The sequence below is a fragment of the Robertmurraya beringensis genome, from assembly GCF_042433785.1.
GTDB lineage: Bacteria > Bacillota > Bacilli > Bacillales > Cytobacillaceae > Robertmurraya_A > Robertmurraya_A beringensis.
Genome location: NZ_JBHLUU010000016.1, coordinates 283,768 through 300,590 on the forward strand (window position 1 = coordinate 283,768; position 16,823 = coordinate 300,590).

Below are 16,823 nucleotides of genomic sequence, written 5' to 3' on the forward strand. Positions count from 1 at the left end.
ATTTTATGCTTTTACTACCGGTTTCCAAGCGGTTGGGTCTTGGCTCCAGCTGCGAAGACTTGCTACTGCATCCTCTTCGATACTTCCAGCAGCTAAGGCAACGTCTACTAATGTTGAGAAATCTGTTAGTGAATATGTCTTAATATTAGCTTCCTCTAACAGCTTCTTCCCTTTTTCCAGTTCATACGTAAAGATAGACACGACACCTAATACTTCACACCCTGCTTCCCTTAATGCATCAACTGCTGTAATTACACTTCCACCTGTTGAGATTAAGTCTTCCACTACTACTACCTTTTGTCCTGCAAGAACACGGCCTTCAATTTGATTTCCTTTGCCATGACCTTTTGCTGATGAACGGACATAGCTCATCGGTAAATCAAGCAGTTCACTTACCCATGCCGCATGAGGAATTCCAGCTGTTGCTGTTCCAGCTACCATTTCTGTCTCAGGGAAGTTCTTAAGTATAAGTTCCTTTAGTCCAGCTGCAATCTCTCTTCTTGCTTCAGGAAAAGATAAAGTTAGTCTGTTATCACAATAAATAGGTGATTTAATTCCTGATGTCCAAGTAAAAGGATGATGGGGTTGTAACGAGACTGCTCCGATTTCTAAAAGTGTTTTAGCTATTTTTTGTTTCATATACTTTTCCCTCCCAGGCGTTTTTGTAAAGTTGATAAGCTAGTACCGGATCTTCGGCTCTTGTAATGGAGCGACCTACAACAATCATGGATACACCTGCGTTCCTAGCAAACTCAGGGGTAGCTACTCTCTTTTGGTCACCAACTGATTCCGAACTCATTCGAATTCCTGGTGTAACAGTTAAGAACTGTTCACCTAATTGCTCACGGATAAGCTTCACTTCATTTGAGGAGCAAACCACACCATCAAGTCCTGCATCCTGTGTAACCTTTGCGTAATGAAGAACGGATTGTTCGAGGCTCACTGAAATTAATTGTTCACCCTTCATTTGTTCCTCTGAAGTACTTGTTAGCTGTGTTACTGCGATGATTTTTGGTCTTTTCGCACCTAAAGCTGTTCCAGCCTCAAGTCCTTCTAGAGCTGCCACCATCATTTCTTTTCCACCCGCCGCATGAACATTCACTAAATCACAGCCCAGGCTAGCTAGATTTCTCATCGCACGACCCACTGTATTTGGAATATCGTGCAATTTTAAATCTAAGAAAATATCGTGACCCATTTCCTTTAGTTCTTGAACCATTGCAGGACCTTCTTTATAAAAAAGTTCCATGCCAACTTTAACAAATAGTTGCTCGTTATTAAATTTCTTTATAAAACCGTACACATCATTTTTATCTGGAAAATCAAGCGCGATGATAAGCGAGTTTTTCATTCTTCTTCCAGCTCCTTCCCGTACATTCTGAAATATGATCAAATCCAAGTTCATTTAATAACACTGGAAGTTGTTCAATGATTTTCGGACATACGAGTGGATCCACAAAATTAGCTGTACCAACTGCCACCGCACTCGCTCCGGCATAAAAAAATTCAATCACATCTTCTGCCGATTGAACGCCACCCATCCCAATAATAGGAATATTTACGTGCTGACTTACTTCATAAATCATTCGAATCGCAACCGGTTTAATTGCAGGACCTGAAAGTCCACCTGTATTATTAGCAAGCACAGGCTTACCTGTCTTCAAATCAAGCCTCATGCCAATTAAAGTATTAATCATGGTTAACCCGTCCGCACCGCCTGCTTCAACCGCCTTGGCCATCTCAACAATATTCGATACATTTGGTGATAACTTGACATAAACAGGTACACTGGACACTTCTTTCACTTTTTTCGTTAATTCCTTTGCCACCTCAGGAATCGTTCCAAAAGCAATACCACCTGTTTTTACATTTGGGCAAGAGATATTCAGTTCAAGAGCATGAACATTACTTACCTTTGAAATCTCACGTGCAACCTCAATATAGTCCTCTTCAAGTGAGCCAGCCACATTTGCGATGATCGGTACATCAAATTGGTCTAACCAAGCAAGCTCCTCATTAATCACCTTTTTAAGGCCAGGATTTTGCAAGCCAATCGCATTTAACATCCCCGCAGTTGTCTCTGCTACGCGTGGAGTTGGATTTCCAAACCGTGGTTCTACTGTTGTTGCTTTAATCATGATGGAACCTAATGTACTTAAATCATAAAACTGACTATATTCTCTACCAAATCCAAAGCATCCTGATGCAGGCATGATTGGGTTTTTTAATTGTAAACCAGGTAGGTTCACTGCTAGTTGACTCATATAAGAACCTCCCCTCCTTTAAACACTGGCCCATCCGTACAAACCTTTTTATACGTATATCCTGTAGGATCTTCCTGTGTTCTACATACGCATGCAAAGCAAGCTCCAATTCCACAGCCCATTCGCTCTTCAAGAGAAAGATATACATTTTTCTCAGGATACGCAGCCTCTAATGCTCGTAACATCGGGGTAGGACCACATGTGTATAATGTTTCAAACGAAAGATTCTGTGCGGAGATCACATCCGTTACAAATCCCTTTTCTCCAAGGGTTCCATCCACCGTTACAATATACGTTTCTCCTAATTCAGCAAATTTCTCTTCGTAAAAAACTGCATCTTTTGTTGCGAAGCCTAACACATGAATGACATTTACGCCTTTTTCTTTTAGCCTTAGAGATAATTCATATAGTGGAGGCACACCAATTCCGCCACCTACTAAAAGGGCGGTTGATCCAGCCTTTGCTTCCTCTACTGGAAATCCATTTCCTAATGGCCCAAGAACGTCTACAACATCTCCGATTTTTTTCTGTCCAAGCAGCTTCGTTCCAGTTCCTTCTGCCCGGAAAATCATCGTAAACATGTTTTTTGTTTGGTCGATTTTGGCAATACTAATCGGTCTACGCAAAAGTGGATCTACACTATCACTAACTTTTAGATGTACAAATTGACCTGGTTCATTCATCTGTTGGACGAGCTCACCCTTAAGGGTGAGCTCAAAAATATTGTGAGCTATTTCTTGATTGGAAAGTACGATACATTCCTCATTGCGAATCATAATAGTACTGCCTCCCTGCTGTTTGCGGGACTTTTCTCCATCGCCTCAGCTGAAAAATTCATTGATTCAATTACGCGTAAAATGGCATCTGCTGTATCTAATGAAGTTAAGCAAGGAACACCGTTTTCCACTGATTCTCTACGAATTCTAAAACCATCACGTTCTGGCTGCTTTCCTTTTGTTAATGTGTTAATCACAAATTGCGCTTGGCCGTTACGGATTACATCAACGATATCTGGGTGGCCTCCACCAATTTTCTCAACAACCTTCACTGGAATTCCTTGTTCTTGGAAGAACTTCGCTGTCCCTTCCGTTGCCATTACCCGGAACCCGATTGAGAAGAAACGCTTCGCGATCCCTAAAGCTTCTTGCTTATCTTTGTCAGCAATCGTCATAAGAACCGATCCAAATCCTTGAATTTTCATTCCTGAAGCAACTAATCCTTTGTAAAGGGCTTTTTCAAGCGTGTGGTCTTTCCCCATAACCTCACCAGTCGATTTCATTTCTGGTCCTAATGTAATATCAACTCTTCTTAGCTTCGCAAAAGAGAATACTGGTACTTTAACGAATACACCTTGCTTTTCTTCTACCAGTCCAGTCTCATAACCTTGCTCTTTCAGTGATAGGCCCAGAATCGCTTTTGTTGCCAGATTAGCCATAGGTACGTTTGTGATTTTACTTAAGAACGGCACCGTACGACTTGAACGAGGATTTACTTCCAACACATACACTTCTTCTTTTGAAACAACATATTGAATGTTGAAAAGTCCAATGATTCCTAATCCTTTAGCTAAACGAATCGTATAATCAACAAGCTTGTCTTTTACCGCTTGTGATATGCTTTGTGGCGGGTACACTGCGATTGAGTCACCAGAGTGAACTCCTGCTCTTTCAATATGCTCCATGATCCCTGGAATAATTACTGTTTCGCCGTCGCAAATCGCATCTACTTCTATTTCTTTTCCTGTTAGGTAACGGTCAATTAAAATCGGATGCTCTGGATTAATCTTTACTGCTTCCTTCATGTATTGCAATAACTCAGCTTCTTGGTATACGATTTGCATTGCCCTACCGCCAAGTACATATGATGGACGAACCAATACCGGATAACCGATTGAGTTAGCAATTACAGCAGCTTCAGCCGCTGTTCTTGCCGTTTTTCCTAACGGCTGTGGAATTCCTAGCTCTTGCAATGCAGCTTCAAAGCGGTCGCGATTTTCTGCACGGTCAAGATCATCTAAGCTCGTACCTAGAATCTTCACTCCTCTTTCTACAAGCTTTGAAGCTAGGTTAATTGCTGTTTGCCCACCGAATTGGACAACAACTCCAACTGGCTTTTCTAAATCAATAACATGCATAACATCTTCGATTGTTAAAGGCTCAAAGTAGAGCTTATCAGAGATACTGAAGTCAGTAGATACTGTTTCAGGATTATTGTTAATGATGATGGCTTCATAGCCAGCTTCTTGAATCGCCCAAACTGCATGAACCGTTGAGTAGTCAAATTCGATTCCTTGACCGATTCGGATTGGACCAGAACCAAGTACGATTACACTCTCACGGTCAGTTACAATCGATTCATTTTCATCTTCATAAGTTCCGTAGAAATAAGGAGTTTCAGACTCGAACTCTGCTGCACATGTATCAACCATTTTATAAACTGGAACAAGCCCCTTTTCTACTCTCCAATCGTAAACAGCACGCTCATTTGTTGCCCATAACTTAGCAAGGGTACTATCAGCAAATCCAAATTCCTTTGCTTCTCTCGCAATCTCCTCATCAAATGGAAGAGCTTGTAACTTTGCTTCGAACTCAACAATTTTAGCGAATTTTGAAAGGAAGAATAAATCAATCTTGCTCCAAGCATGAATCGTTTGGATCGTAACGCCACGTCTTAACGCTTCCCCGATATAGAACAAGCGCTCATCACCAGCTTTACGAATACGTTTCTCAAGCAACTCATCAGAAATTTCATCTGCATCGTTTAGTGAAAAATGGAATACATTCGCTTCTAGTGAACGAATGGCTTTTAATAATGATTCCTCAAAAGTACGACCGATCGCCATAACTTCACCAGTAGCCTTCATTTGTGTACCAAGGGTGCGGTTAGCACTTTCGAACTTATCAAACGGCCATCTTGGAATTTTTGAAACGATATAATCAAGTGCAGGTTCGAAACTTGCATAGGTTTTTCCTGTTACAGGGTTCATCATTTCATCGAGTGTTAACCCAACTGCGATTTTTGCAGCAAGCTTAGCAATCGGATATCCTGTTGCTTTTGATGCAAGAGCAGAAGATCTACTTACACGTGGATTTACCTCAATAATGTAATAATCATAGCTATCAGGATCTAATGCCAATTGGACGTTACATCCACCCTCAATCCCAAGGGCACGGATAATTTTTAATGATGTGTTTCTAAGCATTTGATACTCGCGATCGCTAAGCGTTTGACTCGGTGCCACAACGATTGAATCCCCTGTATGAACACCTACTGGATCGATGTTTTCCATATTACAAACAACGATTGCATTGTCATTAGCATCTCTCATCACTTCGTATTCAATTTCTTTGAATCCAGCGATACTTTTTTCTAATAAACATTGTGTAACCGGGCTATTTTTCAACCCACTTGTTACGGTTTCAACCAATTCCTCTTCGTTATGACAGATGCCTCCACCCGTTCCGCCAAGTGTAAACGCTGGACGAACGATGACTGGGTAACCAATTTGTGCAACGAAGTCATACGCTTCTTCAAGTGTATGAATAATTTCACTTTCAGGCACTGGCTCGCCTAAGTCATTCATTAATGTACGGAATAAATCACGATCCTCGGCTTGCTCAATGGCTGCAAGCTTAGTACCTAAAATTTCCACATTACATTCTTCAAGAACTCCAGAGTTAGCTAACTCTACTGCTAGGTTTAATCCTGTTTGTCCTCCAAGTGTTGGGACAAGTGCATCTGGACGTTCTTTTCGGATGATTGTGCTAACGAACTCCAAAGTAAGTGGCTCAATATACACAGCATCTGCCATCGTAGTATCTGTCATGATTGTTGCTGGGTTTGAGTTTACTAGGATAACACGGTATCCTTCCTCTTTTAATGCGATACACGCTTGTGTACCTGCATAATCAAATTCTGCTGCTTGTCCAATGACGATCGGACCTGATCCGATAACTAGTATGCTTTTTATATCTGTACGCTTTGGCATTCGATTGCACCTTCCCCTTTTTCTGTCTCAATCAACTGTAAAAACTGTTCGAATAAATAATTTGCATCCTCTGGTCCTGGTGATGCTTCCGGATGATACTGGACTGTAAATGCTTTTGCTTCTTTATGTTTTAATCCTTCAACCGTACCGTCATTTAAGGCGATATGTGTCACCTCTAATGAAGTTCCTTGAAGCGATTCTTCTTCAACAGTGTATCCGTGGTTTTGTGAAGTAAGAGCAACTTTTCCTGTTGCTAGATCCTTAACTGGATGGTTTGATCCTCTATGACCAAATTTCAACTTAACCGTATTTGCTCCACATGCTAAGGCAAAAAGCTGATGACCCAAACAAATTCCAAACAGAGGAACATGTCCAATAATTTCTTTAATCATTTCAATTGCTTCTGGAACATCCTTAGGGTCCCCAGGTCCATTCGATAGCATCACACCGTCTGGATTCAAACGTTTAATTTCTTCAGCTGTTGTGTTATAAGGAACAACGATTACGTCACAATCACGCTTATTTAATTCGCGTAAAATTCCATGCTTCATACCAAAGTCAACAAGAACGATTCTTCTTCCTCTACCAGGGCTTGCATAAGCAGATTTTGTGGAAACTTGCTTTACTTGATCGTTTCTAAATGGTGATTTTAATTCTTCAAGTACTTCCTCAACACTTGCATCGATTGAACAGATGGCTCCCTTTAGCGCTCCATATTGTCGAATAATTCTTGTAAGCTTTCTTGTATCTACACCTGAAATTCCAGGAATATTCTTTTCTTTTAATAATTCATCTAATGTTTTTTCATTTCTCCAGTTCGATGGAAACTCTGCCGCTTCCTTAACCACCATTCCATGAACAGAAGGAGAAATTGACTCAAAATCATCTCGATTTATTCCGTAATTTCCAACAAGCGGATACGTAAAAGTAACGATTTGTCCACAGTATGATGGGTCAGAGAGAATTTCCTGATAACCAGTCATTCCGGTGTTAAACACCACTTCTCCCATTTTTTCTGTGTCACTTCCAAAAGCTTTTCCGATAAAAACTGTCCCGTTTTCTAGTATTAATTGCCTTTTCATACTGTTACATACCCTCTTTTCCATGCGATTTTCCCAGCTGCGATTGTTACTACTGGCCATCCTTTACACTCCCAGCCACCAAACGGAGTGTTTCTACCTTTTGATAAGAATGTATTTGGATCAATGCTTTCTTCTTTCGCAAGATCTACAAGCACTAGATCAGCGACTGCTCCAACTTCAATCTTTCCATATGGTAAATTGAAACTTTGAGCCGGCTTCACTGTTAAGAAATCTACTAACTGCTTTTCTGTTAAAATACCTTTTTCAACAAGATTTGTATATAAAAGCGGGAATGCTGTTTCTAACCCAACGATTCCAAATGGTGCAAGAGCCATTCCCTCAGCTTTTTCTTCCGCTGTATGTGGGGCATGGTCTGTGGCGATAAAATCAATCGTTCCATCAAGTAGTCCTTCAATCAATGCCTCACGATCTGTTTTTCCTCTTAACGGAGGATTCATTTTATAGTTCGTATCTAATCCTGGAATATCCTCCTCACATAATAAAAGGTGGTGAGGTGTTACTTCTGCTGTTACCCTGATGCCAGCACGCTTAGCGTCTCGTACTACGCGAACCGATTCTTTCGTACTAATATGGCACACATGATAATGACAGTTTGCTGCTTCTGCTAATAATACGTCTCTTGCAATATGAACCGATTCACATACAGAAGGAATTCCGTTCAACCCATGTTTTTTTGAAAATTCACCTTCATGGACAGATCCCTTATGAATTAACGTGTTTTCTTCGCAATGTGCTACGATTGACATATCTACACTTGCTGCAAGTTGCATTGCTTGAAGCATCATATCTGCTGATTGAACTCCTACTCCGTCATCTGTGAAGGCAAATGCTCCTTCTTCTTTTAATGCTGCAAAATCAGTAAGTTCATTTCCTAGCTCTCTTATGGTAATCGAAGCATATGGCAGCACTCGAACAGCACCTGTTTCTGCAATTCGTTTATTTAAGTTTTGAAGAGTTTCGACTGAATCTGGAACCGGTCTTGTATTTGGCATAGCTGCAATCGTTGTGAAACCTCCACGAGCTGCCGCTAGTGTACCAGTAGCAATCGTTTCCTTCTTCTCTCCTCCAGGCTCACGTAAATGAACATGCAAGTCAACAAATCCAGGAGATACAAGCAATCCTGTCGCATCAATGATCTCTGCATCCTCCGCTTGAAGATCTGGACCAATCGCAGCAATCTTTTCGTCTTTTATTAAAATATCGACTGCCTCTTTTTGTCCTTTATCAGTAAGCCATTGACCATTTTTGATGAGAATTGTCATTGTTTTTTCCCCCTTCAGATTGTTGTAATGCTCTTTTTAATACTGCCATACGAACGTAGACGCCATTTTCCATTTGCTTAAAGATTCTTGAACGCTCGCATTCGACTAAGCTATCGGCGATTTCTACATCTCGGTTTACTGGCGCAGGATGCATAATAATGCTTCCTTTCTTCATTCGCTTCTCTCTTTCTACTGTTAAACCAAAAGCTTGATGATAATCAACTGTTTTCCCACCAACTTGATGTCTTTCGTGTTGAATACGAAGGAGCATAAGCACATCGACGGTTTCTGTTAATGTATCAATATCTTCATATCTTCCGTATTGTAGAAGTTCTTGGTCAATCCATTCTTTTGGTCCTGAGAACACGATTTCTGCTCCTAATCGGTGAAGAGCAACCGCATTTGACCTTGCCACACGGCTGTGTATTAGATCTCCAACAATTCCTACCTTAAGACCTTGGAAATGTTCGAATTCTTCGTAAATCGTTAATAAGTCGAGCAACGATTGAGTTGGATGATGACCGCATCCATCTCCAGCGTTAATAATTTTAACGTTCGTTTTGCCAACTAGCTGCTTGAAGTACTCGTCTTCTGTATGGCGAATGACGACCGCCTGAACTCCAATGGATTCTAAAGTTCGAACCGTATCATATAGTGTTTCACCTTTAGTGATACTGGATGAGTGTGTTTCGAATGGAATAATGTTTAAGCCCAGTCTTCTTTCAGCTATTTCAAAACTACATTTTGTTCTAGTGCTCGGTTCAAAAAACAAATTTGCTACAAAGGAAGATTGATTAGGCTGCCACGCAGCACCCTCAGAAAATTTTTTCGCCTCTGCAAGGATGTCGTAAATCTCGGTAACGGAAAGCTCTGAAGTAGTAAGCAGATTCATGATCAAACACTCCTTTTGTGGTTTATGTAAAAAATAGCACCCTTGACTTTTTTGTCAGGGTGCTATGCAGGTAGGCAGAAGTAGAACACACCAACTATGGTATCTCCACTTCTCCTATGCACCCTTTCAAGCCTCTCTGGACTTTCTTTAAAAGGTGTAACTATGCTACTTCACTTTCCTTATCACTTTCAAACATATCTTCGGCAGCTTCCGGTCTACCTGGAAGGATTAAATTGATCAAGATCCCTAAGATAGCTGCTAATGCCATTCCATGAATTTCAAATCCTTCTGATACTTTAATAACTGCTCCTCCAATACCTACTACTAAGATTACAGAGGAAATCACAAGGTTTCGTTTGTCTCCAAAGTCGATTTTGCTATCAACTAGCATGCGTAATCCTGATGATGCGATAATTCCGAAAAGGAGGATGGATACTCCACCCATTACTGGTGTTGGAATTGAACTTATCAGTGCTGTTACTTTACCTATGAAACCAAATACTGTTGCAACAACTGCTGCTCCAAGAAGTACATATACACTGTATACTCTTGTAATGGCTAGGACTCCGATGTTTTCCCCGTATGTTGTTTTCGGAGGGCCACCGATTAAGGCAGAAATCATAGTGGCTGTTCCATCTCCCAAGATCGAGCGATGTAAGCCAGGGTTTTTAATATAATCACGACCCACCACTTTACCTAATACCAGCTGGTGACCAATATGTTCTGACAATGTTACGATGGCAACTGGCGCCATTAATAATACTAAATCAAGTGTGACTTTCACTTCATAATCAACGAATGGTACAAAGAAGTTTGGCATTTCGAACCATTTTGCCGCGGCTACTGGGGCAAAATCCACGATTCCTACGACTAACGAGTATACATATCCGATAATGATACCTGCTAAGATCGGAATCATGCTCAATGTTCCTTTTCCGTAGATGGAGAAAATAATGGTTGCTACTAATGTTACAAGTGCTGCTGAGAAATGCAGTAAGCTGTACTCTCCAGCTGGATTATTCATTGCCATACTAACTGCGGTTCCTGCTAAAGCCAATCCGATTACTATAATGATTGGTCCAACTACGATTGGTGGTAGGAGATTCATAATCCATCGGTAACCTGCTTTTTTTATTATTAGTGCAACAATTCCGTACACTAAACCAGCAATAAAGCTTCCAATCATGGCACCTGCTGGACCGCCTGCTGCTTTTGCAGCAATGATTGGTGTAATGAAAGCGAATGATGATCCTAAATAAGCAGGTACTTGCCATTTTGTTATCATAAGGAACGCGATCGTTCCCAATCCACTGGAGATAAGTGCAATCGCTGGATCAAGTCCAACTAAGAATGGTACTAATATGGTAGCTCCAAACATAGCGAATAAGTGCTGTAGGCTAAGTGTTAGCCAATGGACTGGTTTCGGTATATCGTGTACGTCTAGGATTGGTTTGTTATTCATGTATGTTTCTCTCCTCTTGGTTGTTAAAATAAAAACCCTCTTTTGCACAAGAGGGTTTAGTTGCAGGTCAAGGTATATATTTCTCCCCTCGAGTCTACATTTCCCCTTGAAAGCCTCTCTGTGCTTTTTTAAAAGGTTATATTTATTTTTCGTGGATACTTACGGTATCATGTTTGTCAACTTCTGCTAGTTGAACAACAATCTTTTCCGAACTAGAGGTTGGGATGTTTTTCCCAACATAATCAGCTCGTATGGGCAATTCCCTATGGCCTCTGTCTACAAGTACGGCCAGCTGTACAGAAGCAGGTCTACCTATATCGACTAAGGCATCTAACGCAGCGCGTACAGTTCTTCCTGTGTATAATACATCGTCCACTAAGATGACAATTTTGTTAGTTATATCGTGAGGAATATCTGACCCTTTAACTAAAGGTTCCTGATCATTTGTTTTCTTTGTTAGATCGTCGCGATACAAAGTAATATCTAATTCTCCTACTGGAACCCCTGTGCCTTCAATTTCTTTAATTCTTTCAGCAAGTCGCTCAGCGAGAAATATTCCTCTTGTTCGAATTCCAATGAGAACAATTCGTTCTACACCTTTATTTTTTTCAATAATTTCGTGAGCAACCCTTGTCAATGCTCTTCTAATGGCTTGTTCGTCAAGTACGACTGCTTTTTGTGACAAGGTCTTCCCTCCTCATTTATCTATAAAAAAACCCTCTAGCCTAGTGGGTTAGAGGGTACACGAATTACAATTGTAGGCATACTTATGCCATACAAATTCCGTCTCCTTCTCAGCCTCACAGGACCGTCTTTAAAGGACTTATTCAACTAAAGAAATCATAAATCAGATGTAGAACTTTGTCAACGATTATTTCTCAAGAACTCGAGAAGCTCTACAAAGTACTCTGGTACAGGTGCTTCAAATTCTAAGTATTCATTGGTTCGAGGGTGATTAAAACCTAACACACCCGCATGCAGAGCTTGTCCGCCTATATCTAACGTCTTTCTTGGTCCGTATTTGGGGTCTCCTGCTAATGGAAAACCAATATACTTCATATGAACCCTGATTTGATGAGTACGTCCTGTCTCTAACTGACACTCGACAAGTGTAAAATCTTTAAAACGCTCCATTACCTGGAAATGAGTCACCGCATGCTTTCCATTATCAACAACAGTCATGCTTTGTCGATCTTTAGGGTCTCTAGCAAGAGGAGCATCAATCGTACCGTAATCATGGGGTATTACACCATGGACAATTGCTTGGTATTTTCGAGTCACTGTTTTTGCAACGAGTTGGTTCACTAGGCTTTCATGTGCTAAATCATTTTTAGCAACCATCAATAAGCCGGAGGTGTCCTTATCAATTCGATGAACGATACCTGGTCGAAGAACTCCATTGATTCCCGACAGATCTTTACAATGAGCCATTAATCCATTCACAAGTGTCCCTGTAGTATGACCAGGTGCAGGGTGTACGACCATTCCTTTGGGCTTGTTTACAACTAATACATCACTATCCTCATAAAAAATCTCAAGGTCCATAGTCTCTGGAACCACATCAAGCTCCTCTGGGTCAGGAATGCTGATTTCGATTACATCTCCAACCGAACATTTATAGCTACTTTTTACTTTTTGACCGTTAACAACAACATTGCCCTCTTGCATCCATAGCTGGACTTGAGACCTCGACCATTCATTATTAACACTTGAAAGAACCTTATCTAGTCTTTCACCTTTATGCTCTTCATTAATTGTTTGTATTACTTTTTCCATTTGCTATCTCCTTAGATTGTCGCTCTTCTTGCCACATTTGTATCATTAATAAACCTACTCCAATAACTAAGGCTGAATCAGCAATATTAAAGATAGGGAAATTATAGTTAAAAATATACGTATGAATAAAGTCAACCACTTCTTTATGTACTACTCGATCATAGAAGTTACCAATTGCCCCTCCTAGCATTAATCCGAGAGCCACTCCAAGAAGCATTTTACCCTTTGCTGCCTTTTGAATATAATATACAATCCCGATAATCACAATCACAGTAATTAAGTAAAAAAACCACATTTGTCCTTGTAAAATACCCCAAGCAGCGCCTCTGTTGCGGTGGGAGGTAATATAAAACCAGTTTTCAATAACGGTTATGCTTTCTCCAAGCTCCATTCTTTTCACAACTAACCATTTGGTCCATTGATCAAGAATAATGACAATTAATGCGATTATGTAATAAAACACAAAGGAAACCTCCAAACCTTTTCTTAATATTCCCTTTGCATTTTAGCACATTCTCTATAAAAACGACAGTAAACGCTTCTGATTAAAAAAGCGGCTTACATAAATAATGTTCAAGCTTCCCACAGTCCTCCACCGTTTTTAAGGTTGGAACCATTTGAAGTAGTTCATGAGGTAATAATTCACCTGATATTTCGCATCTGCCAAACGTACCATTCTCCAATTTTTCAATGGCACTATTAATGTCTCTTAATTCTTCCTCAATAAGTGGTTTTACTAAGGGAGACCCTTTCGAATTTGATAATTGCATCATTAATTCAGTACGCGATTTCCGGAGTTCCAAATAGAGCTTTTGTTCAAATGCTTCCATTTTATTCTACCTCCGTTTTCAGATGTTTTCCGTTAGTATATCGCGATGGACACGATTCGACACGAACAACATTTAACAACGAAAACAATCATTAACGAAAGTGGAATAATTACTCATACATATTCCCGTAACAAAGAAAAAACTCCCCGGAAATCCAGAGAGTTCTTCCATTATTTATACAAGATGGCTGTAGTTTTCTTTTACTACATCCGCACAACGTGGACAAAGGGTTGGATGATCCTCTACTTTGCCAACTTCTGTTGTTACCGTCCAGCAACGTTCACAAGTTTCACCTTCAGCTTTTGATACGACAATTGCAGCTGTTTCAAGCTTTACAGCTTCTGCAGGCGCAGAATCGATATCTCCAGCTAATTCAAAACCAGACACGATAAACAATTGTTGAAGATTTTCTTTAACTGATTGTAAAAGTTCCTTTGTTTCACTAGTTGCATACAAGCTAATTTTTGCTGTTAATGACTTCCCGATTACCTTTGCATTACGTGCTTCTTCTAAAGCTTTTAGGACATCATCACGAACCTTCATAAATTTCGTCCATTTTTCTTCAAGCTGCTTGGCATTAGGAAGGTCAACATGTGAAGGCATATCAGTTAATTGAACGCTATCTTCCTCCACATTAGGAATGTATGCCCATACCTCATCAGCTGTATGAGAAAGAATCGGAGCTGATAATTTTGTTAATGCTAATAAGCTTTCATATAAAACCGTTTGGATGGCACGGCGCTCATAGTGATTCTTTGCCTCAATATATAGAACGTCCTTTGCAAAGTCAAGGTAGAATGCACTTAAGTCTAGCGTACAGAAGTTATTGATCGCATGGTAAATGCTCGCAAATTCATATTCTTCATAAGACTTTGTCACAGATTTAATTAGCTTGTTTAGCTTCACCAGCATGAACTGATCTACTTCACGAAGCTTATCAAACTCTACTTTATCAGTAGCAGGATTAAAGTCTGCTAAATTTCCTAATAAGAATCGGTATGTGTTACGGATCTTACGGTATACTTCAGCTACTTGCTTTAAGATAGCGTCAGACACACGAACATCTGATTGATAATCCACAGATGCTACCCATAAGCGTAAAATATCTGCACCTAGCTGATCCATTACCTTAGCAGGAACAACAACATTCCCAATTGATTTACTCATCTTTCTACCTTCACCATCAAGAGCGAAACCATGGCTTAGTACTCCCTTATACGGAGCCTTACCTGTTACAGCTACCCCTGTAGATAATGAAGAGTTAAACCATCCACGGTATTGGTCAGAACCTTCGAGATATAGATCCGCTGGTCTTTGTAAATCGCTTCTCTCTTCAAGAACAGCTTGGTGAGAAGAACCAGAATCAAACCAAACGTCCATAATATCCGTTTCTTTTGTAAATTTACCATTCGGGCTTGATGGATGTGTAAAGCCTTCAGGTAACAGATCTTTAGCTTCTCTTTCAAACCAAACATTTGACCCATTTTCACGGAATAACCCGGATACATGTTCAATGGTTTCATCCGTGATAATTGGTTCGCCGTCTTCCCCATAAAATACAGGAATTGGAACACCCCATACACGTTGACGAGAAATACACCAATCTCCACGGTCACGTACCATATTGAATAGACGAGTCTCTCCCCAAGCAGGAACCCACTTCGTTTCCTTAACAGCATCCAACAAGTCTTCACGGAAATCTTTGATAGATGCGAACCACTGAGCTGTTGCACGGAAAATAACAGGCTTCTTCGTTCTCCAGTCATGCGGGTATGAGTGAGTAATAAATGTTAGTTTTAATAAAGCGCCCACTTCTTGAAGCTTTTCCGTAATCGGCTTATTGGCTGTATCATAGAAAAGTCCTTCGAAACCAACGGCTTCCTTCGTCATAACTCCTTTATCATCAACCGGACAAAGAACGTCTAAACCGTATTTTTGACCTACGTAGAAATCGTCTTCCCCGTGTCCTGGAGCCGTATGAACACACCCCGTACCTGCGTCTGTTGTGACATGTTCGCCAAGCATGACTAAAGATGTGCGTTCATATAACGGATGCTTCGCTAAAATATGTTCTAGCTCTTGGCCTTTCACCGTCTTTACTACCGTTACTTCTTCCCAACCAATTTCGTTTGTTACTGCTTCTAAAAGCTCTTCAGCCACAAGGTACTTTTTATTATTCACCTGAGCAACAACATAATTTAAAGTTGGATGAACAGAAATTCCAAGATTAGCTGGAATGGTCCATGGGGTTGTTGTCCAAATAACAATCTCCGTATCCGTATCAAGTACACCCTTACCGTCTTGGACAGGGAAACCAACATAAATAGAAGCTGACTTTTTGTCCTGATACTCAATTTCAGCTTCTGCTAGAGCCGATTCACTAGAAGGTGACCAGTATACAGGCTTCAAACCTTTATAAATATAGCCTTTCTTTGCCATTTCTCCGAAAACCTTGATTTGCTGTGCTTCATATGCTGGATCAAGAGTGATATAAGGATTCTCCCAATCTCCACGAACACCTAAACGCTTAAATTGAGTACGTTGGGAATCAATTTGACCTAAAGCATACTCTTCACAAAGCTTACGAAACTCTGCAACTGTAAGTTCCTTACGCTTAACACCTTTATTTGTTAAAGCTTGCTCGATTGGCAGCCCGTGTGTATCCCAACCGGGTACATATGGTACGTTGTATCCACTCATTGACTTATAACGCACAATAAAGTCCTTAAGGATTTTATTTAATGCATGCCCCATGTGTATATCTCCGTTTGCGTACGGTGGCCCATCGTGAAGAACAAACATCGGACGATCCTTCGTACGATCTTGAACTCTAGAATAAATATCCATTTGGTTCCATTTTTCTTGAATATCTGGTTCACGCTTTGGCAAATTCCCTCGCATCGGGAATTCCGTCTGAGGCATCAATAACGTATCTTTATAATCCATTTGTAAACTTCCTCCTAAATCTTCCTCTTCTAGCTTCATTGTTACCCGTTTTAGTAAAAGTAAATACAAAAAAGCCCTCTCATCCCAAAAAGGGACGAGAAGGCTTATATTCCCGCGGTACCACCCTAGTAGATAGGCAAATAACCTATCCGCTCAAAAATTCGTAACGTGAATTTAAACGCCAAAGCTTACTATTCCTTGTGGTCGTTCAGCTTGGTACTCAAGGGTGATATTCAAACTTATCGCTTTTGTTAACCTCTCACCAACTGTTAACTCGCTAGAAAAAGCATTGATAAATTC

Annotated in this window: 14 protein-coding genes and 1 other annotated feature (1 of these 15 running past the window's edge); all 14 genes read right to left on the reverse strand. The window is 40.4% G+C overall.

Annotation, left to right across the window (positions count from 1 at the left end):
- Nucleotides 1-3: 3 nt before the first annotated feature.
- The 14 genes from pyrE to ileS all read right to left on the reverse strand — a co-directional run bounded on the left by pyrE (nt 4) and on the right by ileS (nt 16,523).
- A complete protein-coding gene (gene pyrE / locus ACFFHF_RS05710; RefSeq protein WP_160545645.1) occupies nt 4-639 on the reverse strand; it encodes an orotate phosphoribosyltransferase in 636 nt (211 codons plus the stop codon).
- The gene (pyrF, locus tag ACFFHF_RS05715) at nt 620-1,351 is read right to left on the reverse strand and encodes an orotidine-5'-phosphate decarboxylase (RefSeq protein WP_160545646.1); all 732 of its coding nucleotides are present in this window, start codon (nt 1,349-1,351) and stop codon (nt 620-622) included. Before pyrF ends, pyrE begins: the two co-directional genes overlap by 20 nt.
- Nucleotides 1,323-2,264, reverse strand: coding sequence for a dihydroorotate dehydrogenase (locus ACFFHF_RS05720; protein WP_160545647.1), 942 nt, complete (start codon nt 2,262-2,264; stop codon nt 1,323-1,325). Before ACFFHF_RS05720 ends, pyrF begins: the two co-directional genes overlap by 29 nt.
- Nucleotides 2,261-3,040, reverse strand: coding sequence for a dihydroorotate dehydrogenase electron transfer subunit (locus tag ACFFHF_RS05725; RefSeq protein WP_160545648.1), 780 nt, complete (start codon nt 3,038-3,040; stop codon nt 2,261-2,263). The genes ACFFHF_RS05720 and ACFFHF_RS05725 overlap by 4 nt, the downstream gene beginning before the upstream one ends.
- A complete protein-coding gene (gene carB / locus ACFFHF_RS05730) occupies nt 3,037-6,252 on the reverse strand; it encodes a carbamoyl-phosphate synthase large subunit (RefSeq protein ID WP_160545649.1) in 3,216 nt (1,071 codons plus the stop codon). Before carB ends, ACFFHF_RS05725 begins: the two co-directional genes overlap by 4 nt.
- A complete protein-coding gene (locus ACFFHF_RS05735) occupies nt 6,231-7,334 on the reverse strand; it encodes a carbamoyl phosphate synthase small subunit (RefSeq protein WP_160545727.1) in 1,104 nt (367 codons plus the stop codon). Before ACFFHF_RS05735 ends, carB begins: the two co-directional genes overlap by 22 nt.
- A complete protein-coding gene (gene pyrC, locus ACFFHF_RS05740) occupies nt 7,331-8,617 on the reverse strand; it encodes a dihydroorotase (RefSeq protein WP_160545650.1) in 1,287 nt (428 codons plus the stop codon). The genes ACFFHF_RS05735 and pyrC overlap by 4 nt, the downstream gene beginning before the upstream one ends.
- Complete coding sequence (locus ACFFHF_RS05745) at nt 8,580-9,512, reverse strand: aspartate carbamoyltransferase catalytic subunit (RefSeq protein ID WP_340906182.1); 933 nt, start codon at nt 9,510-9,512, stop codon at nt 8,580-8,582. Before ACFFHF_RS05745 ends, pyrC begins: the two co-directional genes overlap by 38 nt.
- Before the next feature lie 157 nt (nt 9,513-9,669).
- Complete coding sequence (locus tag ACFFHF_RS05750; RefSeq protein WP_160545652.1) at nt 9,670-10,971, reverse strand: solute carrier family 23 protein; 1,302 nt, start codon at nt 10,969-10,971, stop codon at nt 9,670-9,672.
- A gap of 142 nt (nt 10,972-11,113) precedes the next feature.
- Nucleotides 11,114-11,656, reverse strand: coding sequence for a bifunctional pyr operon transcriptional regulator/uracil phosphoribosyltransferase PyrR (gene pyrR, locus ACFFHF_RS05755; RefSeq protein WP_160545653.1), 543 nt, complete (start codon nt 11,654-11,656; stop codon nt 11,114-11,116).
- A gap of 179 nt (nt 11,657-11,835) precedes the next feature.
- Nucleotides 11,836-12,747 (reverse strand): RluA family pseudouridine synthase, encoded by a 912-nt coding sequence (locus tag ACFFHF_RS05760; protein WP_160545654.1) that lies wholly within the window; start codon nt 12,745-12,747, stop codon nt 11,836-11,838.
- Nucleotides 12,722-13,225 carry a signal peptidase II gene (gene lspA / locus ACFFHF_RS05765; protein WP_160545655.1) on the reverse strand — a complete coding sequence of 168 codons (504 nt, stop codon included), beginning with the start codon at nt 13,223-13,225 and terminating at the stop codon, nt 12,722-12,724. The genes ACFFHF_RS05760 and lspA overlap by 26 nt, the downstream gene beginning before the upstream one ends.
- 67 nt (nt 13,226-13,292) lie before the next feature.
- Nucleotides 13,293-13,577 carry a hypothetical protein gene (locus ACFFHF_RS05770; RefSeq protein ID WP_160545656.1) on the reverse strand — a complete coding sequence of 95 codons (285 nt, stop codon included), beginning with the start codon at nt 13,575-13,577 and terminating at the stop codon, nt 13,293-13,295.
- A 174-nt stretch (nt 13,578-13,751) separates the two neighbouring features.
- On the reverse strand, nt 13,752-16,523 hold the full coding sequence (gene ileS, locus ACFFHF_RS05775; RefSeq protein WP_160545728.1) for an isoleucine--tRNA ligase: 2,772 nt from the start codon (nt 16,521-16,523) through the stop codon (nt 13,752-13,754).
- Between the two features lie 87 nt (nt 16,524-16,610).
- Nucleotides 16,611-16,823: a binding site (T-box leader), on the reverse strand; it runs 24 nt beyond the window's last position.